The sequence below is a fragment of the Dysgonomonas termitidis genome, from assembly GCF_042654545.1.
GTDB classification, from domain to species: Bacteria; Bacteroidota; Bacteroidia; order Bacteroidales; family Dysgonomonadaceae; genus Dysgonomonas; species Dysgonomonas termitidis.
This window is the reverse complement of record NZ_JBHSGN010000007.1, coordinates 1-22,810: the sequence shown is the minus strand read 5'-3', so window position 1 is coordinate 22,810 and position 22,810 is coordinate 1. Positions and strand designations below refer to the sequence as shown.

The 22,810-nt window shown below is 41.2% G+C and carries 18 protein-coding genes and 1 pseudogene; 13 read left to right on the top strand and 6 right to left on the bottom strand.

What is annotated here, in order from left to right:
- Positions 1–208: 208 nt before the first annotated feature.
- From ACFO6W_RS01180 to ACFO6W_RS01160, 5 genes are all read left to right on the top strand, one after another.
- Positions 209–2,887, top strand: coding sequence for a 4-alpha-glucanotransferase (locus tag ACFO6W_RS01180; protein WP_379993476.1), 2,679 nt, complete (start codon positions 209–211; stop codon positions 2,885–2,887).
- 470 nt (positions 2,888–3,357) lie between these two features.
- Positions 3,358–5,202: a glycoside hydrolase family 13 protein gene (locus ACFO6W_RS01175; RefSeq protein ID WP_379993475.1), complete on the top strand. Its 1,845-nt coding sequence runs from the start codon at positions 3,358–3,360 to the stop codon at positions 5,200–5,202.
- Positions 5,203–5,239: 37 nt separating this feature from the next.
- Positions 5,240–6,274 carry a LacI family DNA-binding transcriptional regulator gene (locus tag ACFO6W_RS01170; RefSeq protein ID WP_379993474.1) on the top strand — a complete coding sequence of 345 codons (1,035 nt, stop codon included), beginning with the start codon at positions 5,240–5,242 and terminating at the stop codon, positions 6,272–6,274.
- A 22-nt stretch (positions 6,275–6,296) separates the two neighbouring features.
- Entirely contained in the window at positions 6,297–7,634 is a 1,338-nt protein-coding gene (locus tag ACFO6W_RS01165; RefSeq protein ID WP_379993473.1) for an SLC45 family MFS transporter, read from the top strand.
- A gap of 21 nt (positions 7,635–7,655) precedes the next feature.
- On the top strand, positions 7,656–9,017 hold the full coding sequence (locus ACFO6W_RS01160; RefSeq protein WP_379993472.1) for an alpha-amylase family glycosyl hydrolase: 1,362 nt from the start codon (positions 7,656–7,658) through the stop codon (positions 9,015–9,017).
- Between the two features lie 72 nt (positions 9,018–9,089).
- Here the strand turns inward: ACFO6W_RS01160 and ACFO6W_RS01155 are convergent, their stop codons facing one another.
- Complete coding sequence (locus ACFO6W_RS01155) at positions 9,090–9,686, bottom strand: NAD(P)H-dependent oxidoreductase (protein WP_379993471.1); 597 nt, start codon at positions 9,684–9,686, stop codon at positions 9,090–9,092.
- Between the two features lie 110 nt (positions 9,687–9,796).
- Here ACFO6W_RS01155 and ACFO6W_RS01150 point away from each other — a divergent pair, with 110 nt between their 5' ends.
- Positions 9,797–10,738, top strand: coding sequence for a LysR family transcriptional regulator (locus tag ACFO6W_RS01150; RefSeq protein WP_379993470.1), 942 nt, complete (start codon positions 9,797–9,799; stop codon positions 10,736–10,738).
- A 65-nt stretch (positions 10,739–10,803) separates the two neighbouring features.
- Here ACFO6W_RS01150 and ACFO6W_RS01145 read toward each other — a convergent pair whose 3' ends face one another.
- The 4 genes from ACFO6W_RS01145 to mce form a co-directional block, all read right to left on the bottom strand.
- Positions 10,804–11,256, bottom strand: coding sequence for a biotin/lipoyl-containing protein (locus ACFO6W_RS01145; RefSeq protein WP_379993469.1), 453 nt, complete (start codon positions 11,254–11,256; stop codon positions 10,804–10,806).
- Between the two features lie 16 nt (positions 11,257–11,272).
- Positions 11,273–11,449: a hypothetical protein gene (locus ACFO6W_RS01140; protein WP_379993468.1), complete on the bottom strand. Its 177-nt coding sequence runs from the start codon at positions 11,447–11,449 to the stop codon at positions 11,273–11,275.
- Positions 11,450–11,542: 93 nt separating this feature from the next.
- Positions 11,543–13,093 (bottom strand): acyl-CoA carboxylase subunit beta, encoded by a 1,551-nt coding sequence (locus tag ACFO6W_RS01135; protein ID WP_291108163.1) that lies wholly within the window; start codon positions 13,091–13,093, stop codon positions 11,543–11,545.
- 88 nt (positions 13,094–13,181) lie between these two features.
- Positions 13,182–13,595, bottom strand: a complete 414-nt coding sequence (gene mce / locus ACFO6W_RS01130; protein WP_291108165.1) for a methylmalonyl-CoA epimerase — start codon at positions 13,593–13,595, stop codon at positions 13,182–13,184.
- Between the two features lie 766 nt (positions 13,596–14,361).
- Between mce and ACFO6W_RS01125 the strand changes: the two genes are divergently transcribed.
- From ACFO6W_RS01125 to ACFO6W_RS01115, 3 genes are all read left to right on the top strand, one after another.
- Entirely contained in the window at positions 14,362–14,499 is a 138-nt protein-coding gene (locus ACFO6W_RS01125; RefSeq protein ID WP_379993467.1) for a hypothetical protein, read from the top strand.
- Positions 14,500–15,072: 573 nt separating this feature from the next.
- Positions 15,073–18,291, top strand: a complete 3,219-nt coding sequence (locus tag ACFO6W_RS01120) for a SusC/RagA family TonB-linked outer membrane protein (RefSeq protein ID WP_379993466.1) — start codon at positions 15,073–15,075, stop codon at positions 18,289–18,291.
- Between the two features lie 25 nt (positions 18,292–18,316).
- The gene (locus tag ACFO6W_RS01115) at positions 18,317–19,777 is read left to right on the top strand and encodes a SusD/RagB family nutrient-binding outer membrane lipoprotein (protein ID WP_379993465.1); all 1,461 of its coding nucleotides are present in this window, start codon (positions 18,317–18,319) and stop codon (positions 19,775–19,777) included.
- Positions 19,778–20,207: 430 nt separating this feature from the next.
- On the opposite strand, the gene ACFO6W_RS01110 is transcribed toward ACFO6W_RS01115, so the two are convergent.
- Entirely contained in the window at positions 20,208–20,597 is a 390-nt protein-coding gene (locus ACFO6W_RS01110; protein ID WP_379993464.1) for a hypothetical protein, read from the bottom strand.
- 14 nt (positions 20,598–20,611) lie between these two features.
- Here ACFO6W_RS01110 and ACFO6W_RS01105 point away from each other — a divergent pair, with 14 nt between their 5' ends.
- The 4 genes and pseudogenes from ACFO6W_RS01105 to ACFO6W_RS01090 form a co-directional block, all read left to right on the top strand.
- Positions 20,612–20,848: a fibronectin type III-like domain-contianing protein gene (locus tag ACFO6W_RS01105; RefSeq protein ID WP_379993463.1), complete on the top strand. Its 237-nt coding sequence runs from the start codon at positions 20,612–20,614 to the stop codon at positions 20,846–20,848.
- Positions 20,849–21,320: 472 nt separating this feature from the next.
- Entirely contained in the window at positions 21,321–21,506 is a 186-nt protein-coding gene (locus ACFO6W_RS01100; protein ID WP_379993462.1) for a hypothetical protein, read from the top strand.
- 66 nt (positions 21,507–21,572) lie between these two features.
- A pseudogene (locus tag ACFO6W_RS01095) lies at positions 21,573–22,082 on the top strand (sugar-binding domain-containing protein); the annotation flags it as partial.
- A gap of 64 nt (positions 22,083–22,146) precedes the next feature.
- The coding region (locus tag ACFO6W_RS01090; protein WP_379993461.1) for a glycosyl hydrolase at positions 22,147–22,810 on the top strand (664 nt) is incomplete at its 3' end.

Below are 22,810 nucleotides of genomic sequence, written 5' to 3'. Positions count from 1 at the left end.
TTCAGTTAACAGTTAACAGACAACAGTTAACAACTTGTATTTCGCCTGTTTGTAACTTGTTAGCATGCTCCCTGCAATCGTTTGCAAGTTAATTTCGACTAAAATAATGAGGCGCCGGATATATTCTAACTCATTATTATGTAGATTTGTTTAGGACAAAGCCATGCATAAAAACGCATAAGTCTAAAAACCATAAAATGCATCATTCATGAGACTAAAACTACAAATAGATTACCATACCGATTGGGGACAGACTGTATATGTTTGCGGTTCAGTGCCTGCTTTGGGTAATTGGGAGAAGGACAAGGCCGCAGAAATGAAAAATATTTCTCCATCCATATGGGAGTTGGAGATTGAAGCCGGTGATGCCACCGATATAGAATATCAATATCTGGTAAAAGACCAAAACAACATAATCGCTCACGAATGGGGAAGCCCGCACTGGTTGAGAACAGAGACTGATAAACGGTTCGATGTGCAGGATGTATGGCGGGGCGTACCCCAACAGAAATTCCTTTACACGTCGTGTTTTTCGGAAAGTTTCTTTGCGCATGGTGATAATGCGAAAGTCAAATATTACAAGAAGACCATCCTTATTAATGTTACCTGTGTGAATGTAAAGAAAAATCAGAAACTGATACTTTGCGGAGCTTCGGAGACATTAGGAAATTGGAAGCCCGAAGATGCTCTGGAGCTTACACAGGTAAGATTCGGGAGTTGGCAGGTAGCGATTAATGCGCCACAAATAAAAACCACATTAGAATACAAACTTGCAATCTATGATAATAGCACGAAGAAAATTGTACATTGGGAAGAGGGTTTCAACCGTGTCTTATCACCATTGCCCGCCTCTCCGGCAAAAGAAGATATGGTTAAGGTGGAATCCATTGCCTACGCTTATGGCTGGATGAACTGGAAAGCCGCAGGTGTATCCATCCCCGTATTTTCATTACGTTCGAATGACAGTTTTGGCATAGGTGAGTTTTCGGACCTGCGGAAAATGGTGGATTGGGCAGTAGCGACCGGACAGAAAATAATACAGGTACTGCCTATCAACGATACTACCATCACATACACCTGGATAGATTCGTACCCTTACAATGCAATTTCCATTTACGCATTGCATCCTGTCTATCTGGGTCTGAAAGAATATCCGCTGAAAGATGAAAATCTATATAAAGAATACGAAAGAGAAGCAGGCGAACTAAACACCCTGGAAAATGTCGATTATGACAGGGTTCTGGCTCTGAAATGGCGTTACATAAAAGATCTTTTCACCCAATCAGGCACAAATACATTAAAAAGCAAAGACTACCAGGCCTTTTATGAGCAGAACGAAGAATGGTTGTTTCCATACGCTTGCTTCTCTTATCTTCGGGATAAATATAAAACGGCCAATTTCAGAAAATGGAAAACAAACAATGCTTTTGATAAAAAGAAACTGATTAAATTGACCGAAACGGATAAAGATGCAAAAAAATATATCGAATTATCGTGCTTCACGCAGTACTTGCTACACAAACAACTTGTAGATGTAAAAGAGTACGCGCACCAGAATGAGGTGGTGCTCAAAGGCGATATTCCTATCGGCATCAGCCGCGACAGCGTGGAAGCATGGGTAGAGCCCCATCTGTTCAATCTGGATGTACAGACGGGCGCGCCACCTGATGACTTTTCGTTCTTCGGGCAAAACTGGGGATTTCCCACCTATAATTGGGAAGAAATGGCTAAGGATGGTTACCGGTGGTGGCTGAAACGCTTCCGCAAAATGGCAGACTATTTCGATGCCTACCGTATCGATCATATTCTGGGATTTTTCCGCATCTGGGAAATACCTTTGTCATCCGTTCAGGGATTGTTGGGATATTTTAGTCCGGCTCTTCCCCTTACGGCCGATGAAATCCGTTCTTACGGCCTTTGGTTCGATGAGGACAGGATGCTGAAACATTATATTCACGAAAGTTTCCTGGCTGATATATTCGGCAGCCATGTGCCTGAGGTAATTGAAAAATACCTTCGGCCTACCGGATGGCAGCGTTTCGAACTGAAAGAAGAATTTGATACGCAAGCCAAGATCAAGGAACATTTTACCGGCAGGGATGATGATAAATCAAATTATATCCGGGACGGTTTGTACAGCCTGTGCAATGAAGTGCTTTTTGTCAGGGATAAACGTGAGCCTTATAAGTTTCATCCCCGTATAACCGCCCAGTACAACTATTCCTACAGGGACCTGGACGATAGCGCCAAAGATACGTTCAACAGGTTATATAATGAATTTTTCTATCGCCGCCATTCTCAGTATTGGCGCGATCAGGCAATGACGAAGCTGCCGACCCTTATTTCTTCGACCTCGATGCTTGTATGCGGCGAAGATTTGGGTATGGTCCCTGAATCTGTGCCTTCGGTGATGAACGAACTTCAGATATTGAGCCTTGAAATAGAACGGATGCCAAAAGAACGGGAGGTATTATTCAACGACCTGCATCATCTGCCATACCTGAGTGTTTGCACGACATCGACCCACGATATGTCACCTCTCCGTTTGTGGTGGAAAGAAGACAGGCAGCTGACCCAGCAATATTACAATCAGGTATTATGGAAGCATGGTGCTGCTCCGGAAGAATGCACAGCCGATTTGTGCGCACAAATTGTAAGTAATCATTTATATTCTCCGGCTATGCTTGCTATTCTGCCGCTTCAGGACTGGCTGTCGATAGACGACATTCTGAAACGTCCTGTTGCCGAAGATGAACGAATAAATATTCCGGCTATATCGCAACACTATTGGCGGTACAGGATGCATCTTACTCTGGAAGAATTACTCGAAGCTACAGATTTTAACCGGAGGGTTAAATCGATGGTAGGTTCATCGGGGAGGGAATAGGTGTAATGGAAAAGTGAAAAACGAAAAGTGAAAAGTAAAAAATTAGATAATATCTTACTGGTGACCGATGACTGAACAGGTGTTACTTTTTTTTATAAATTTATCTATAGAGTACAGATAACAAGCGTGTTGTCGATAGAAAAGTAACAGTGTGAAAAATTTCGAAAGGTTGTTACTTTTGTTACTTTTTAACAGTTACAGGTTTGCCTCGCCTTCGCTTCGGCGAATGTTATTTCTGCGCCCGGCGGGCAGTTACAAATTACAGGTTGGCTGGCGTTTTGTTTTGTTTCACGCAAAGACGCAAAGGCGCAAAGTTTTACATCTTACGAGTTGTTGACTGATAACTGTTTACTGTTAACTGTAGATAGTGTTACTTTTGTTACCTTTTTCAGTTACGAGTTGTTGACTGATAACTGAAAAAATGTAGGAGTGGCAAAACCGACATAAATCAAATATAAATTATATAGTACATGAAGAAAATCTATTTAGTATTATTACTCGTTTTACTGAGCTTATCGGTTTTTGCAATCGATATAAAAACAGTAGATCCTGCTTTTTGGTGGTCAGGGATGAAAAATCCTGAATTGCAGGTATTGATACACGGAGAAGGTGTGGCTAAATCGGACGTAAGTATTACTTCAAAATCGGTAAGGCTGAAAGAAACTGTAAAGCTGGAAAGCCCTAATTATCTTATATTATATTTCGACTTATCCGGAGCTCAACCCGAAAAGTTCGATATTGTATTGCAGCAGGGCAAGGACAAGAAGGTGGTTCCTTATGAGATTAAAGGCCGGAAGTCCGGCTCATCCGACAGGATAGGCTTCAATGCTTCGGATGTACTTTATCTGATTATGCCCGACCGTTTTGCAAACGGAGATACATCGAATGATGTAATTGCAGGGATGCGCGAGGCCAAAATAGACCGTAACGGACAATATGCCCGTCATGGTGGAGATTTTAAAGGAGTAAGCGACCGTGTGGATTATATACACGATCTCGGTGTAACCGCCATCTGGTTCAATCCGGTGATGGAGAATGATATGCCGGAGGGTTCGTATCACGGATATGCAACAACGGATTATTATAAAGTAGACCGTCGTTTCGGTTCTAATCAGGAGTTTGCAGACTTAGTGGATAAGGTTCACGCTAAAGGGATGAAGGTGGTAATGGATATGATTTTCAACCACTGTGGCAGTGAACATTTCTTCTTTAAGGACAGGCCATCTAAAGACTGGTTCAATTATCCTGACGGATATGTGCAGACTTCATATAAGACAGTTACACAGTTCGACCCGCATGTATCAGCATACGACTTTAAGAGATCCGCGGATGGCTGGTTTGTAGAGTCTATGCCCGATTTGAACCAACGAAATCCGCATGTAGCCAAATACCTTATCCAGAATAGTATCTGGTGGATAGAATATGCCGGTATTGATGGTATTCGTCAGGATACACACCCCTATGCCGATTATGACATGATGTCGGACTGGTGCAGGGAAGTTACAGAGGAATATCCCGATTTTAATATTGTGGGTGAGACATGGCTCAATACGAATGTAGGTGTGGCTTATTGGCAGAAAGACAGCAAGCTGGCTTATCCGAAAAATTCCTATCTGCGTTCGGTGATGGATTTCCCTCTTACGGATATAATGAACAGCGCATTCGATCAGGAAACCACAGATTGGGGACAAGGCCTGTCGCGCATACATGAATATCTGGCTCAGGATATAGTTTATGCCGATCCTATGGAATTGCTTATTTTCCTTGACAATCATGATACATCACGTTTTTACAGGACCGAAGAGCAAACCTCTAATCTGAACCGTTATAAACAGGCTCTTGCATTCCTGTTGACTACCCGTGGAATCCCGCAAATATATTATGGTACTGAAATATTAATGGCTGCCGACAAGGGAGAGGGAGACGGGTATCTGCGTCGCGATTTTCCCGGAGGATGGCAGGGTGATAAGACGGACCTGTTCGTTTCGGCTAACAGAACGCCGCAACAGAACGAGGCTTTCGATTACCTCCGTAAATTGTTGCAATGGAGAAAAGGAAATGAAGCTATATCAAAAGGAACTCTAAAGCATTTTGTGACAAACAATAGTGTTTATGTTTATGAACGTAAATTCAACGGTAAGTCCGTTGTTGTATTCCTGTCCGGCTCGGATAGTGAAAAGACGATAGACCTTTCACCATATAAAGAAGTGTTGCCGAAGAGCCAGGCAAAGGATGTTATAAGTGAAAATATTGTAAACTTAAATAACGGGTCTTTAACATTGCAGCCTCGAAGTGTCTTGGTATTAGAATTTTGATTACTTTTATACAAAGTAAATGCAAAATTTGAAGACCATGAAAAAAGGGCCGTTAACAATTAAGGATATTGCTAAAGATCTGAATATATCGCCCTCGACCGTGTCGAGGGCTTTGAAAGATAATCCTGACATAAGCCTCGAAACAAGGAAACTGGTGCAGGATTATGCGAAAAAGTATAAATATAAGCCAAATGCGTTGGCTTTGAGCCTGAGAACACAGCATACCAATATTATCGGGGTTATCGTTCCTGAATTGGCAAACCACTTCTTTTCCGGTGTATTATCCGGTATGGAGACTATCGCCGAGGAGAAGGATTACCATGTAATTGTATGTCAGTCGTCGGAAGATTACCAGAAAGAGATACGGAATGTACAGACTCTTATCAAGGCCCGTGTATGCGGCGTGTTGATCTCTCAGTCGAAAATGACTACAAAATACGATCATTTTCAGGAATTGATAGATAACGATATACCGGTCATCTTTTTCGACCGTATTTGTACGGGAATCGACACGGATAAGGTAGTGGTGGATGATTATTCGGGAACATTTACCGCTGTGGAATATATGATAAAGACAGGTTGTAAGCGTATAGCCTTTTTTTCGGCCCCGTTGCACCTCGAAATATCCAAGAACAGGAGAAATGGTTATCTGGATGCATTGCGCAAATACCATCTGCCCGTAGATGAAAATCTGATGCGTATAGCTGATACCAAGCAGCTCGGTTATGAGAGAGCAATGCAGATACTGCAGGAACCTGACAGGCCGGATGCATTTATGGCGATGAACGATTATACGGCCTCGGGTATATTGCTGGCAACAAAGAAGCTTGGTTTGAATGTGCCGGAAGAGGTTTCGATCTTCGGCTTTTCCAATTCCAATATATCGCAGGATACCGATCCCATGCTTACTACTATGGATCAGCATCCTAAAAAAGTAGGGGAGGAAGCGATGCAACTTATGTTGGAAAAAATAGAGAACCCCGGAAATGTATCGCGGAAGAACAAACTGATAAAGACCTCTTTGATAGCAAGGCAAACCACACGGGAACTGCCCGCCGAAGGAGGAGATTGATTAATACATACTAAAATATACCATGAAACAAAAACCAACACTTACCTTTTGGCAGATCTGGAACCTCAGTTTCGGATTCTTAGGCATTCAGATAGGATATTCATTACAGAGTTCGCAGACCAGCCGTATATTATCGGCATTGGGAGCAGACCTCAGTCATCTCAATTATTACTGGTTAGCTGCGCCTATTGCGGGACTTATTGTCCAGCCTCTTATCGGGATGTCCAGCGATCGCACATGGACAAGATTTGGACGGCGCATTCCTTTCATCCTGGGAGGAGCTATTGTATCGGCTCTTGCTATGTTTTTTATGCCTAACTCGGAGTTTGTAGCTCATATTATGCCTCCGTTTCTGTTCGGAGCTTTTATGTTGTTGTTTATGGATTGTGCTTTTAATGTATCCATGCAGCCGTTTCGTTCGTTAGTAGGTGATATGGTAAATGACAGGCAACGGAATCAAGGATATTCTACCCAGAGCTTTCTGACTAATGTTGGGGCAGTTGTTGGTTCATTGCTTCCTTTTGTACTCACCTGGATTGGCATAAGGAATATCCCTAACGAGGGTGAAATGGTGCCGCCTTCAGTGATATGGGCATTCTATTTTGGTGGAGGAGCTTTACTTCTCACTGTTTTATGGACATCTTTCCGGGTAAAGGAGTATCCCCCAAAAGAATACGAAGAATATAACAATATAACAGATGATGAGAAGCAGAAGAAGTCTTTCATCCATATCTTGAAGAGTACTCCAAAGACAATGTTCCAGTTGGGTATTGTCCAGTTCTTTTCGTGGTTTGCACTGTTTCTCATGTGGGTTTATGCTACTGACGGCATTGCCGAGAATGTATGGAATACCAAAGATCCGTTATCTCAGGCATACAATGAAGCCGGTAACTGGAATGGTGTATTAAGCGCGGTATATGGTGTTTTTGCTGTCGGATTTTCTATTGTGATGGCAAAAATGGCAAATAAGCTCGGGCGGAAGAAAGTATATTCATTTGCATTGCTTATGGGGGCACTAGGATTGGTCTCCATGTATTTCTTTAATGATAAAAACCTGTTACTGGTTTCCATGCTTGGCGTAGGTATTGCATGGGCGGGAATTCTGGCGATGCCGTATGCCATCTTATCGGCAGTCCTGCCTGCAAGCAGGATGGGGGTATATATGGGCATATTTAATGCAACCATTACTATCCCACAAATTGCCGCGGGATTGACCGGCAGTTTATTATTGAAACATATTGCCGGAGGCAGTTCGATAATGATGCTTGTCGTAGCAGGTGTATCCATGTTATTGGCTGCAATCTCTGTCGCATTTGTACAGGATAAAAATACTGCAGTACAGCCTGAGAATATAAAATAATACTTATTAAAAATATAATTTATGAGAAATAAACTATTACTAGCCATTGCGGCAATCGCCCTGACAGGTTATTCTTGCAGACAGAAACCGCAGGTAACGTCTGACAAGCCGCAGGAAAAGTGTACCGTACAGCATCTCGACTGGACACGCAATGCCGTTATTTACGAAGTGAACGTGAGACAATATACCAAAGAAGGCACATTTGCAGCATTCGAGCAACATCTGCCACGGTTAAAAGAGCTGGGCGTTGATGTGCTTTGGTTTATGCCGGTACATCCGATATCCGAAAAGAACCGTAAAGGAACTTTGGGCAGCTATTACGCAGTAAAGGACTATAAGGAGGTAAATCCTGAGTTCGGTACAAAAGAGGACTTCAAGCGTCTTGTCGACAAAGCGCACGAAGCAGGATTTAAAGTGATACTGGACTGGGTTGCCAATCATACAGGCGGTGATAATGTATGGCTGTCTGAGCATCCCGACTGGTATGTAAAGGATGAGGCCGGAAATCCGAAAAGCCCATACGACTGGACGGATACTTACGAGTTGAACTATGATAATAAAGATATGCGCGCGGCAATGACGGATGCGCTGAAGTATTGGGTGACAGATTTCAATATCGATGGCTATCGCTGCGACATGGCACATGAAGTGCCTACTGATTTCTGGAACGATGTACGCCCTGCATTAGATAGTATCAAACCTGTATTTATGCTGGCTGAATCAGAAAACTATGACTTACTGGAGCATGCTTTCGATGCTAATTATTCATGGGAGTTGATGCATATGATGTCCGACGTGAATAAAGGAACTAAGACCGCCGAAGATATTCAGGCATACGTTCAGAAGCTGGATACCCTTATGTGTCCCGATGGTTACAAAATGAACTTCCTTACCAATCATGACGAGAATTCATGGAATGGTACAGAATTCGAACGCTATGGAAAAGGGGTGGAAACTTTTGCCGTGCTTGCATACACCCTCAATGGCATGCCAATGATATATACAGGGCAGGAAGTGGGGATGAAGAAGCGCCTTTCTTTCTTTGAAAAGGATATGGTGCCGTCGTGGACAGCCAATGCAACCACTGCATTCTATAAAAAGCTGAACGAACTGAAACATACTCATCCGGCATTACGTGCAGGGAAGATAGGCGGTAAACTAAGATTCTATACCTCTTCTGCAAGTAAAGATGTGTTGATATATTCCCGTGAAGCAGCAGGAAAGGAGATTATGGTAATGCTGAACCTGTCGGGCAAAAATATTACTTATCAGAGTAATGATGCTCTAAACAGGGATAGCTATACAGACTATTTCTCAGGGAAGAAGGTAAACAAGTTACCTAATACCTTGAAGGCTTGGGAGTATAAGGTATTCACTCGTTAGAATGATTCTATGGAGATAAGTAAAGGCTCAGGATTTTATCATCTGAGCCTTTATTATTTCTAATAATCTATTTTATAGCTCTTTGGATACCTTATTCAGATGTGCCCGGTAATTCTTTTCCGATTGCCCGATATTCGGATTTTTCATTACATCATAGAAATGAAAACTATCAAGAGGCTTTAAGCCTACAAATGCATTCATCTGGTGGAACCCGAACATCACTCCTTTATCTACACTATGCTGTTTAAAGAATTCATCCTCCAGGGTAAATGCTTCAACCGGAGCATTCCATGTCGTTGTCAGCATATATTTACGTCCCTGTAACAGCCCGCCCGTGCCGTAGTTGCGGGTTGGATTGGCAGAGCGCCTGCCGTCACTGAAATAGATACCGTTCTGATGTCCGGCAGTAAAAACCTCATCTATATACTTTTTCAGATGGTTAGGTAATTGAAACCACCAGATGGGAGTATGGTAAATGATGACATCTGCCCACACAAATTTTTCTACTTCCTCTTCAGGTTTATAGCCGTCATTGATATCTGTAGTTTTTACATCATAACCTTTGTAGTTTTTAAAATAATCTACCGTCCAGTCTGTAAGTGTTTTGTTAAACTCTCCTCCCGAATGAGCAAACTTTGGTGCTCCATTTATTACAAATATCTTTTTCATAATTGCTTTTCTTATTTTTAATATTTCTGCCACAAAATTATAACCTTTTTATTGATAAATAAAATAATATAAATTATATATTTGCATCATAATTATAATAAATAAGAATTGTGGTAAATCTGGAATGGTTCAGAACATTTAAAGCAATATATGAAACCGGTTCATTAACCTCGGCTGCCAACAAACTCTACATATCCCAGCCCGGTGTCAGCCTCCATCTGAATTCGCTGGAAGCACATGTCGGAAATAAATTATTCGACAGGGGTACACGTAAGATGTTGCCGACCGAATATGGGAATATGCTCTATAATTCCATTGTGGATGCCGTGAAAAAACTGGAGGAAGCCGAAGGGCATTTTTACAGGAATGCTGATTCAGGCAGGCCGAGTATAAGTATCGGGATGTGCTTTGAAACGTTCCAGTATGTGCTCGAACCTTTTATCAGCGAGCTGCCTTTCAATCTTATTACAAAGTTTGGAGTATATCAGGATATGCTGAATGATCTGGATAAAGGCCTGCTCGATTTTGTTATCTCCCCTCAAAAAGACGAGGTATTTAATATCCAGTACACCCCTTTTTCGAAAGAGAAGCTGATACTGATAGCCGGGAGCAAGAGTGATTTATCCGGATTCAGGGAAGCTGTAAATGTCCGCAATGCCGAAGCTGCTGAAGACTGGCTGAATAAACAGGCGTGGTTTGGAACAACCGGAGATATGGAACATCTCCGCAATTTCTGGATACACAACTTTAAGAAAAGGCCCAATTTTAAGCCGAACTATATTGTTCCGAATATGAGTTCGATTATACGTTGCATATCGGATAAGGAAGGCTTTGCCGTTATTCCGGATTTTTTATGCCGCAAGCAGTTGGAAGAAGGAAATATACAGCTTGTTTGGGAAGGTTTCACACCAATAGAAAATACACTGTATTTTGTCCAGAGGAAAAAAACAATTTATAAAAAAGAACTGGCATTGTTACAGGATATTTTTCTCAAACATATGACCATCGATGTCAAAGATCAAATCTTGCTTTTGCAGGACACAGGCAGGTAATAAAGCAAGAACACTGTATAGATAAAATTATACAGTGTTCTTAACAAATATAGCGTAATATTTTATTATCCGATAGATAAAAGGGCTACACCTTCGAGTACCGAGTCGCCGGCATTTACATATATTTCTGTTACTTTACCATCCATAGGTGCCTGTATGGCATTTTCCATTTTCATGGCTTCAAGCATAGCAACCGTCTGGCCTTTTTTCACTTCGTCACCTACATTTACCTGAACTCCGATAACGATACCCGGTAGTGGTGATTTTACTGTACCGGCACCGCCTGCTGCAGGTTTGTTTGCACTTGGTGCAGCAGCTGTTGCTTTTGGCGCGGCGGCTGCAGGCGCTGGTGCTGCTTTAGCAGCAGGACGGGCAACAAAATTTACATCCTCGTCGCTGTTTACCAACTCTACCTTGTAGTTAGTTCCGTTTACAGCTACTTCTGCAAGGTCACCCTCCATTTTGTTTACGGCAACTATATATTCCTGGCCGTTGATTCTGTATATGAATTGTTTCATGATGTTTTTCCGAATTTTATTTTCTTATTGGCATTTGAAGCATAGCCTCCCTTTTGTCGGCCCAAGGCAAATAATCTTTCGATACATGTTTTATAGTAAGCACATTGCTTTCTATATCATGCTGATGCTGTGCATCATATATAGCCAGTGCTATCGCCGCCAATACTTCTTTTGATATATTCTGATCGCTCATCTTATTTTTTCTTTTGTGATGTTTAAAAATTTAATAATCAAAGTATTTGTTTAAATTGTTAAATCTTTAATTTTTTAAATTTCACTTTAGAGATTACAGAGGCAGGTTGTCGTGCTTTTTAGCAGGATTAACTTGCTTTTTGGTTCTCAGTTGTTCCAAAGCACGGATCACACGGAAACGGGTGTTGCGTGGTTCGATAACATCGTCGATATATCCATAACGTGCAGCATTGAAAGGATTACAGAATAGTTTGTTGTATTCAGCTTTCTTAGCAGCAAGTGCTTCAGCAGGATTTTCAGCCTCTTTGATTTCTTTTGCGTATAATACTTCGGCAGCACCATCGGCACCCATTACTGCGATTTCGGCAGTAGGCCATGCATAGTTGATATCTCCGCGAAGTTGTTTACAGCTCATCACAATGTGAGAACCTCCATAAGATTTACGAAGAGTCACTGTTACTTTAGGTACAGTAGCTTCACCGTAAGCATAAAGAAGTTTTGCTCCGTGAGTGATTACGCCGCCGTATTCCTGTCCTGTTCCCGGAAGGAATCCCGGAACGTCTACTAATGTTACCAACGGAATATTGAATGCATCGCAGAAACGCACGAAACGAGCAGCTTTGCGTGATGCATTGATATCAAGTACCCCTGCAAGATATTTAGGTTGGTTTGCTACCACACCTACCGATTGTCCGTTCATACGGGCAAAGCCGATGATGATGTTTTTAGCATAATTGCCATGTACTTCAAGGAATTCTCCATTATCTACTACCGCTCCGATAACCTCAAACATATCGTAAGGCTTGTTCGGGTTGTCAGGGATAATTTCATTTAGTGAATCTTCCATTCTGGCAATAGGGTCGGTACATTCTTTGCGAGGAGCTTCTTCCATATTATTTTGAGGAAGGAAGCTATATAGGTGACGGATAAGAGCAAGTCCATCGTCTTCGTTTGCTACAGAGAAATGAGCAACCCCGGATTTTGTTGTATGTACGCTTGCTCCTCCAAGTTCTTCCTGAGTAACGTCTTCACCTGTAACAGTTTTTACCACTTTAGGTCCTGTAAGGAACATATATGAAGTGCCTTCGGTCATCAGTGTGAAGTCGGTAAGGGCGGGAGAATATACAGCCCCACCGGCACAAGGTCCGAAGATACCCGAAATCTGAGGGATAACACCTGATGCAAGGATATTGCGTTGGAATATTTCAGCATAACCTGCCAATGCATTTACACCTTCCTGGATACGTGCGCCACCCGAGTCATTGATTCCGATTACCGGAGCGCCTACTTTCATTGCCATATCCATTACTTTGCATATCTTCAACGCCATAGTCTCTGACAATGAACCGCCGATTACGGTGAAATCCTGTGCGAAAATATAAACCAGACGGCCGTCGATGGTACCGCAACCGGTTACAACACCGTCACCCAGGAATTTTTGTTTGTCCATTCCAAAGTTGGTACTGCGGTGTTCCACGAACATATCAAATTCTTCGAAACTACCTTCGTCAAGAAGGATAGCTATACGTTCGCGTGCTGTGTATTTGCCTTTATCGTGCTGTGAGTCTATTCTTTTCTGACCACCACCCAAACGGGCTTTAGCACGAAGTTCCATTAGCTCTTTTACCTTTTCAAGTTGGCTCATGTTTTAATATTTTAGATTCTAATAAATTAATCTGTTTAACGTAAAAATGACCTTACGTCATCATTTGGTGGGTAAAGTCATTCTTACTTTATTTGTTTGGATGTTCACACAATTCGGTGAGGACGCTTCCTGTTGATTTCGGGTGAAGGAATGCTATGTTTAGTCCTTCTGCACCACCGCGCGGAGCTTTGTCGATCAGTTGTACCCCTTTCGATTCCATTTCCGCAAGAGCATTGGCTACTCCGTCTGCCACGCTGAATGCGATATGATGGATGCCTTCTCCTTTTTTCTCAATAAATTTAGCAATTGTGCTGTCAGGGCTTGTTGGCTCCAGAAGTTCAATTTTCGTTTGTCCCACTTTGAAGAATGCAGTTTTTACTTTTTGGTCTTCTACAACTTCAATGTTATAACATTTTAGACCTAAGACACCCTCATAATAAGGTAATTGTTCTTCGATGCTTTTTACAGCAATACCTAAATGTTCAATGTGTGAAATATCCATGATTTTATCTGAATAAAAAGTTATTATTTAGTTCCGCGCAAAGGTACTATTAAATTATAAGACAACGAAATTAAAATTGTAAAAAAACTTTGTTTTTGCACAGAATATCAAAAAGTGTGCAATAGGTGTTTTGAGTATTCTAAATGTTTGTTTTTTAACATTAAAGTATCACTTTTTTTCGGGCGTTTGGAGTTGTCGGTTAATAATAGCCGGGGTTTTACAGCTATATTATTATTCTTAATTCTGGTACCTTTCCCTAAAAACCAACATGAAATGAATGTGCCAATATGCCAATTAGCATATCTGAAATATCGTTCAACTGACGAAGTGTAGTTGAAATCAACCAATGGCGCAAAACCTGAAACTGTTAAAAGGTAACAAAGGTACGATATACCCGCGGATTAATAAAATTTAATAACATCACATTGACAACCAGTGTATAACATATTCGTTTGCATTGGTTTTCCGAAGGGGAAAAAGCAGGAAAAGGCGTTTTTAAGCCATACTTCCGTTACCAGTCCGTTACCTTTTTTGAACAGTGAAATCTACTGCCCAAGGTAGCAAAACAACCCGATCTGCAAAGGCAAACAGCAGGATAATCCATCCCCTAGCAATTAAATTTACCGGGAAGCCTTCTCCTCCCTGTTCAGCCCTGTATTTGAGCCCGTAAATTCTACCGTATGGCTCCGTAAGGTAGAATTGCCTCTACCTTTTGGTGTGAGCATACAAACAATCAACGTCAGCATAGATTCTATATGGTATTGATATGGAAAAATCCTGCAAGTGTGACTTATATATCAGGGGCAATCGTATCAGGTATGATATACGGGAAGTAAACCTGGAGGTGGTTATAGCAATGGCTTGCCGTATCTGCACCTCTGGTGCGGTTAAAATCTCATGCTAATAAGGACTGATTCCGTGATTTCATTCCATATATATTGTTACATTATTTTTCTATACCTCCTGTCATATTATACTTTTTATACTTTTATTGTCTTTTTTATGCTTTATTTGGAAAAATAATTTAAATTTGCAACCTGAACGAATGAATTAGCGTCATTCTTCTTCTTAAAAATAGTATTTCCCAATGAATGTAAAGGTACAGAAATCCTTAAAATATTCAACGTTAAACCGCATTTTTCTCCCTGAAAATTTGGGGGTTAATTCTATTTTGTTAGAGAGAGAGAGAGAGAGAGAGAGAGAGAGAGAGAGAGAGAGAGAGAGAGAGAGAGAGAGACTATGCCCGCATAATAGAAAATAAATATATAACTTTTTTTAAAAGTACAATCCTTGTACAGTCTTTTTCAGACTGTATAGGGATTTTTTTGTTTTTCGTCCGGGCCGTTTCGGTTCCGGACTTACTTGTTTTAAAACTTTTGGGCCGGTAATAGCCTGTCTCTCCGATCTATATAAGGAACAAAAAATCAGACCTCACAGGTGGGTTGGTATTAATATTAATAAAAATTGTGTATTAAGTATGAAGAAAAGAGTAGTGTTAGTTTTATCCTGCTTATTGTTAAGCATCGGATTTACAGTAGCACAAACAACCAGGATTTCCGGTACTGTGGTAGACAGTAACGGCGAACCTGTTATCAGTGCTTCTGTCGTAGTAAAAGGGACTTTAACCGGAACTGTAACAGATCCTGACGGTAATTTTACACTGAATGTGCCTGACGGTTCCAAAACGCTGGTGGTATCACTTATCGGAATGGTTACACAGGAAGTAGCTGTAGCTCCAAATCTGAAAATAGAGTTGCAAACAGATACACGTGACCTCGATGCTGTCGTAGTAACAGCAATGGGTTTGAGCCGGAAAGAAAAATCTTTGGGATATGCTACCCAGCAGGTAAAAAGTGAAGACCTTGTAAAAGTCCGCCAAACCGACTTAAACAATGCCCTGGTAGGAAAAGTTTCCGGAGTCCGTTTTTTAGGTGGTTCAGGAGCAAAGTTCGATGCGGGTAAAATCGTTTTAAGGGGGACAAACTCTTTAACCAATGCAGGGGGTAATGAACCTATTTATGTACTGGATGGAGTTATAGCCAATGTTAATTCCCTGAATATGGACGATGTAGAATCCGTCAATGTACTGAAAGGCCCTGCGGCAACAGCCCTATACGGATCACGGGGTGGAAACGGAGCTATTATAATCACAACTAAAGGGAATACAGGAGAGAAAACTGAGATCAATGTCAGCCACACACTGGCCTTCGAAAAGGTTTATTTACATAACAAACTGCAAAAGGAATACGGTGGGGGATATTACGGTGCCGATGCCGAAATGGATGTCTTCGAATATGACCCTGCCATACATCCTAAATATTTGGAGAAACTGAATGGACTGCAATATTATGATTATGCGGATGATGCCAGTTGGGGCCCTAAATTTGACGGACGGGAATATGCGCCCTGGTATGCATGGGACCCCACTCATCCCAAATTCGGGCAGACTGAAAAATGGGAATCAAGAATGAACCTGGCTGATTTATTTGAGACAGGGGTAAGCAATACTACTAATATAGCCCTTTCCAAGTCCGGAAAAGACTACATGTCCAGAATTTCATTTACGAATGCTCAACGTGACGGTGTCACCCCTAACAGTGATGCGGTCAGACGGTTTTTGGCTGTGAAAACCCAATTCAAACCATTGGACAGGTTAACTGTATCTTTGGATTATAAATATACATACCGTAAAAACCACAATGCAGCCGCAGAAGGTTACGGAGGTTTGGGTAATGCCCTGTATTCTTATCAGCAATGGGGACAAACGAATGTTGACCTGAAAGACCTGAAAGATTATAAGCGTCCGGACGGTTCATTCCGCTCATGGAATATCACAAGCCCGGATAATCTTACACCACAGTTCCATGATAATCCTTTCGCTTTATTTAATGAAATTAATAAAAACGACATTTACCAATGGAATGTATTTAATGCTACTGCAACCCTGGATATTATAGGAAATCTGAAAGCAGGGCTGCGCGTCAACGGAAATATCCGCAACCGGAATAATGAAACGACAGTTCCTATGAATATTTTAGGGGAAGTCTCTAAATACGAACAGGAGCAAAGTTCTGTTATAGATACGCAGGTTCAGGGCTTTTTAACATGGAACGGTTCGTTTTTACAAAACCGCCTGACTGTTGACGCCGCTTTATTCGCTGAACAACGGGATTATGTCTATGATATTACTTCAGCATTTACCCGCGATGGTTTATTCCTGGATAAATTCTTCAGTACGGCAGCCTCTTCGGGGCTTCCGGGCGGAAGTACCTCCAGAAGCAAATTGAAAGAGCAAAGTATTTTCGGAACAGGAACCCTTGGGTGGGATAATACCTATTACCTTGATTTCTCTTTACGGAACGACTGGTCTTCTACCCTTCACCCGGATAAAAACAATTACTTATATGGAGGCTTGTCTGGAGCTGCTATACTCAGCAACCTTGTAAAGACCGACTGGCTTTCATTCTGGAAATTAAGAGCATCCATTGCACAGGTAGGTTCCACCATAGACCCCTATAATATATACCAGACATATAAACTGAAAGATGGTGACGGTAACCTTGTCAAATACGGTTCACTGTCAAACATGTGGCTCGACCGCAACCTGAAAGACCCGTACATTAAGCCTACGATCTCGACTTCATATGAAATCGGTATGGATGTAAGGTTGTTCGACAGCAGGTTATGGGCAGATGTCAATTATTACACAAAAGACTCGAAAGACCAGATCATCAATGTAAATACAACACCGGTCAGCGGATATACATCCCGAAAAATGAACGCCGGGCTTATCCGCAACCGTGGGATAGAACTTACCATAGGTGGTAAACCTGTCCAGACAAAAAACTGGGACTGGGTAGTTAATGCCAATATTTCAAAGAATAAGAATACCCTTGAAGAATTGGTCGAAGGAACAGACTCCTATCAGATATACTGGATGAGCTGGTCTACACGCATATATTCATATGCGGAGGTAGGAAAGCCAATCGGTGTTATCAGGGGTTCTACATGGAAAAAGAACGATAAAGGGCAGATTATCCTTTCCGACAGGGGAAACCCTAATCACGCGCTTGGCCAGTATGCACCTTTGCTGGAAGCTTCGGCTCAGGAAGAACTGGGAAATATCCAGCCTGATTTTACCGGAGGTTTCTCCACTTCTTTGCGTTATAAAGACTTTAGCCTGGGAGCATCCTTCGATTTCCAGATAGGCGGGGATATTGCATCAGCGACCAATATGTTTGGAGAAGGTTCAGGGCTGTTAACTTCAACGGTAGGATTGAATGACAAGGGGAATCCTATCCGGTCGTCTGTAGCGGACGGCGGCGGGGTTCGTGTCGACGGCGTGGTTGACCGGGGGAATGGTAACTTTGAAGCTGTGACAGCATATGTCGATGCGAATTACTATTATCAGGGTCGTAAAAGCCTGATTTGGGAGGACTATGTCTACGATGCAAGTTATTTGAAGCTTCGCGAATTAAGTTTGACTTATGATGTTCCCGGCAGTTTCTTACGAAATACGGTTAAAGGAATAAAAAAAGCGAGTCTTTCTTTCGTTGCCCAGAATCCCTGGTTGATCTATTCGGGAGCGCCGAATATAGATCCGTCGGAATCGGGCGGTGCAACATATAATTATATAGAAGGAGGACAAGCTGCATCCACACGCTCTTTTGGTTTTACGGTAAATCTTACGTTCTAAACCTTAAATTAAAAAAGTAAAAAATATGAAAAGAATAATATTATATACATATATCCTGGTTGGAACCTTATTATTTAACGGTTGTGGCGATTTTAACGATATTAACGTTGATCCGAACAACCCGTCCAGTCCGGATACCCGTTTTCTATTCACTTATGCGTGTAAACGGGTTCCCTTGTTTACAATGGTCGGAACTTATGATCCCTGGAACCAGTTGTATCCCCAATATTTGTCGGAAAGGCAGAATATCCAGTATTCGAATTACGCAATGGTGGATTTCAGTGTCGGCCCGTATTATTACGAAAATATAAGGAACCTGGAAACAGTCATTAAGCTGAACACAGACGAAGCGACTAAAAATGAATCCTATGTCACCCAGCTTGGTTCGGTCAATAACCAGATTGCGGCAAGCCGTACCCTGCGTGCCTTCATATACATGCACCTGACAGACATACTAGGAATGATTCCTTACTCGGAAGCTTTGAAAGGGGATGATGGTAATTTTACACCGAAATATGATACCCAGGAATATATTTATACCGACCTGGACAAGGAACTGACGGAAGCTTATACACAATTTAATGAAGCGGAAACGCTTAACGGCACTTTTGATATTTTGTATAGCGGCGATATAAGCAAATGGAAAAAACTGAATGCTTCCGTACGCATGATGCTGGCAATTAAATTGTCGGATGTCAAGCCGGCAGACGGCAAAGCACGGTTTGCAAAAGCATATGCAGATGGCGGAATAATAGATAATGCAGATATTCTTTCATATAAATACCTGCTGGAAACCGCAAATCAGAATCCGCTTTACGACAATGTGGTAATTTCAGGCCGTAAGGATTTTGCCCCGTCAAAAACGATCCTGGATCAGCTTATAGCCTATAATGACCCACGTCTGGAAGCATATGCCGACCCTAATCAGAACGGAAATTATGATGGTGTGCCCTATGGTATAAGCCAGAATGAAATAGCCAACTATAAAAATACCGCCGTCTTTGATCCGCTTTATTACAAACAAGATGCCGAAAGGGTTGTTATTTCCCCTTCACATATCCTGCTGATCCAGGCTGAAGCTGCCGTCAGAGGATGGATTACAGCCGATGCCGAGACTTTATATAAAGCTGGGATTACAGCTTCTTTCGGTCAGCACGGTTTATCCGGTCAAATTGAAACATATTATGGTCAAAATGCTATAAAACTTGCGGGAACAGATGCTCAAAAAATAGAAAAGATAGCGATGCAGCGCTGGTTAGGCAATTTCATGCAGGACGGAGTGGAAGCCTGGTCTGACTGGAGACGCCTTAATGTGCCTGCTCTAAAACCGGGCCCTGCCGCAACAGTAACACATATACCTTACCGCCGGCAGTATTATCCGGACGACTATCTGACTAATAAAAATAACTATGACGCAGCTATTGCAGCTCAGGGGCCGGATAATTTCGATACCAGAGTATGGTGGGATACTGCGGATAATAATTAAATTAGGCAGCAGGCTGTTAACTAAATAATTAATAGTAGTTTATGATACAGGGGACCGGATGTACTCCTTAAAGTTACATCCTTCATACAAACACACTCTTAATGCAGAGATGCATCAACATTGAAAGAGTCCGGGCCCGGACTCTTTCGTTTTTTTAGTGTAGATCAAAAGAAATCTTCACAATACGTAATTTTTATTTTGGTAACCGGGATATATCCTTGTGTGTAAGCTTTGCTAATGTTTTATAACCTACACACAGATACTCCGGAAGTTTGCTGAAGATAAAATGCCTGTTACGCATTGGCAATTGCCCACATTCCAGACGGATTATGATCCGTAGAAGAATCCGTGGATGGTATAAGAATAAAAAGGAACATTAGCCCCTCTCGTGATATGAAATAAACATCATATTATACAAAGTATTCCAAACCTATTTTACTTTAAAGTTACCGGATAACAGGAATCGCTTGTTCAGATCATTTTTGATGCTTTTAGGGTCTTTAGGCTTGAAATAGTTCTTATATATTGTAGCCGCGCTATTCCCACACATAACCGCTATGTCCGGCGCTTCATACCCTAACCGCATCATTTTGGTTATGAATGTTCCTTTGGCTGAATACCAAACAATTTTATCAGTATATCCGTACTCTGAAGCAATTTTTTTCATCGTTTTATTTAGCTCATGAGATATACTCCCTACTTTGCTGGCTTTTTGTATATGTGTTTCTTCTTTGCTCCCAACCAGAGGTAATACGTGATTATTAAAACATTGCTTCTTGTATTTCTTAGCTATGGCATTCGCGCTATTTAGGAATGGCATTTGAATATTCGGATATGCAAGTATCAAAGAAAAAGCTCGGTAAGGAAGATATTCAAGTCTCTGTAAATATAACTAATACCGGAAAGCGAAGAGGAAAAGAGGTTGTGCAGTTCTATATAAATGATAAAATCAGTACGGTAACTACTCCCGTGATGGTGCTCAAACGGTTTGAGAAAATAGATTTAAATCTGGGAGAGAGTAAGCGGGTTTCTTTCAACCTGTCATACAAAGACCTGAGCCTATGGAGCTAGCAAATGCAGTTTGTAACTGAGCCCGGAGAATTTGAATTTATGTTTGGTAAGTTTTTTTTGCTCTGGATAAATGATGTAATATTTCATTTTCAATCATATCTTTGCGAAGTACTTTATACAAAGGAAGCGTTATTTATTTGTTGTTTAGCGATTACAAAATTAATGCTTCCTTATTTTATTCTAGTTGAAAAACGTTAAGACGGCTTTTATTAGATATTTACGGGTTATAGTAGGATAAATGCTAATTGATTTACGATGACTGGTATATAATCTTACAAAAGAAGAACATTATTTATCAGAAGCCCAACAAATAGCCGAGGTTATGTACAAAAACTGGTTTACAACATTCCACTCTTTAGTATTCAATAAAGATATAGGTTAAACAGTGATCACACATGGTTCAATGCAATTGCTTTGCGTGGCCTTATTGAATTATATAAAGTTGATGGTGATAGAAAATATATAACAGCTTATGAAGGAGATACTGTCGCATACATGGATGTCTCCTTGCCGCAACAAGACATACAATATCCTGAACTACGATAGTTTTAAAGGTGAAGTTAGGCAAACCGCTTGGGATATATTGCATGTCGGGGCAACAGTAGAAATGTTTGCACGTTTAGCTTCGTTAAAGTCAAGTGAAGGAGTATTTAATTAATAGGAAATCGAATCATTCTTTTCCTGTAAAAAATGGAATAACCAATCTAAAATCATCTGTAATTAAATGAAAAAGATTTTATTATTCGCAATGATGCTTTTAAGCGTATCAGTATTTGCTCAATGGCAATCGGCAGGCGACAAAATCAAAACTCAATGGGCCGAGACATTAGATACTAAGAACTTATTGCCCGAATACCCCCGCCCAATTATGAAGCGTTCAGCATGGACAAACGTGAATGGCTTGTGGAAATATTCGATTGTACCGGCAAATCAACAAGAACCTAAATCTTTCGATGGACAAATCCTTGTTCCTTTTGCTGTTGAATCAAGTATGTCGGGAGTAATAAAACCATTAGGAAACAACAATGAATTATGGAATAAGCGTACATTTACAGTGCCTTCAAAGTGGAAGGGTAAAAATATACTGTTGTATTTCGGTGCGGTAGACTGGAAAACAGAAGTCTTCATTAACGATATTAAAGTTGGTAGTCATACCGGTGGATACACTCCGTTCTCTTTTGTAGAAAGCGAAGTCAATGGATTGATTACTTACGGCCGCAAGGTCATTAAAGTGGAGGAAGGCAGATTGAAAAAGATCAATCAGGAAATTTGTAATTCTCTAAAAAAATAATACGGACATGAAAAGAGTTCTGAATATACTAATCTGTGTTTTAGCCTGCATATATTGTTCTGCACAAAAAATACAGTTGGAAAAAGACTTTATCACCCCTCCCGAAAGTGTTCAAACAGCCATCTATTGGTACTGGATGTGTGGAAATATATCCAAGGAGGGCGTTGTAGCGGATCTTAAAGCAATGAAAAAAGTTGGCATTAATCGTGCTTTCATCGGCAATAATTATTTTGATCCTTATGAAGGAGGGCGTACAGTAAGGTTAATGAGCGATGAATGGTGGGATATTACTCATACTGCCTTGAAGACAGCCTCAGAACTAGATATTGAGATTGGGATCTTCAATTCCCCTGGCTGGACTCAGGCCGGGGGGCCCTGGGTGAAACCCAGCCAGGCAATGCGTTATCTTACATCGTCCGAGATGAGAATAAAGGGCCCTGCAACCATTTCAACCCAGTTGGAAAAACCTATTGCTGAGTTTCAAGATGTAAAAGTAATTGCATATCCCGCTCCAAAAAATGATCTTCTAACTTTAAATAAGTCCAATTCTAGAATAAAAATATCTCCAGACCTTGTAAACTCAGACAGATTGTTCGATGGTGATAATTTTAATGGGGCGGGTATGCCTCAAAATGTAGATGTTACTGTAGATATCATTGCCAATAAAGAAT

Excerpts from the sequence above, each read along its gene's own strand:
- ACFO6W_RS01180 (WP_379993476.1), top strand. The coding sequence starts at position 209 with ATGAGACTAAAACTACAAATAGATTACCATACCGATTGGGGACAGACT.
- ACFO6W_RS01175 (WP_379993475.1), top strand. The coding sequence starts at position 3,358 with ATGAAGAAAATCTATTTAGTATTATTACTCGTTTTACTGAGCTTATCG.
- ACFO6W_RS01170 (WP_379993474.1), top strand. The coding sequence starts at position 5,240 with ATGAAAAAAGGGCCGTTAACAATTAAGGATATTGCTAAAGATCTGAAT.
- ACFO6W_RS01165 (WP_379993473.1), top strand. The coding sequence starts at position 6,297 with ATGAAACAAAAACCAACACTTACCTTTTGGCAGATCTGGAACCTCAGT.
- ACFO6W_RS01160 (WP_379993472.1), top strand. The coding sequence starts at position 7,656 with ATGAGAAATAAACTATTACTAGCCATTGCGGCAATCGCCCTGACAGGT.
- ACFO6W_RS01155 (WP_379993471.1), bottom strand. The coding sequence starts at position 9,686 with ATGAAAAAGATATTTGTAATAAATGGAGCACCAAAGTTTGCTCATTCG.
- ACFO6W_RS01145 (WP_379993469.1), bottom strand. The coding sequence starts at position 11,256 with ATGAAACAATTCATATACAGAATCAACGGCCAGGAATATATAGTTGCC.
- ACFO6W_RS01140 (WP_379993468.1), bottom strand. The coding sequence starts at position 11,449 with ATGAGCGATCAGAATATATCAAAAGAAGTATTGGCGGCGATAGCACTG.
- ACFO6W_RS01135 (WP_291108163.1), bottom strand. The coding sequence starts at position 13,093 with ATGAGCCAACTTGAAAAGGTAAAAGAGCTAATGGAACTTCGTGCTAAA.
- mce (WP_291108165.1), bottom strand. The coding sequence starts at position 13,595 with ATGGATATTTCACACATTGAACATTTAGGTATTGCTGTAAAAAGCATC.
- ACFO6W_RS01125 (WP_379993467.1), top strand. The coding sequence starts at position 14,362 with ATGGAAAAATCCTGCAAGTGTGACTTATATATCAGGGGCAATCGTATC.
- ACFO6W_RS01120 (WP_379993466.1), top strand. The coding sequence starts at position 15,073 with ATGAAGAAAAGAGTAGTGTTAGTTTTATCCTGCTTATTGTTAAGCATC.
- ACFO6W_RS01115 (WP_379993465.1), top strand. The coding sequence starts at position 18,317 with ATGAAAAGAATAATATTATATACATATATCCTGGTTGGAACCTTATTA.
- ACFO6W_RS01110 (WP_379993464.1), bottom strand. The coding sequence starts at position 20,597 with ATGCCATTCCTAAATAGCGCGAATGCCATAGCTAAGAAATACAAGAAG.
- ACFO6W_RS01105 (WP_379993463.1), top strand. The coding sequence starts at position 20,612 with ATGCAAGTATCAAAGAAAAAGCTCGGTAAGGAAGATATTCAAGTCTCT.
- ACFO6W_RS01100 (WP_379993462.1), top strand. The coding sequence starts at position 21,321 with ATGAAGGAGATACTGTCGCATACATGGATGTCTCCTTGCCGCAACAAG.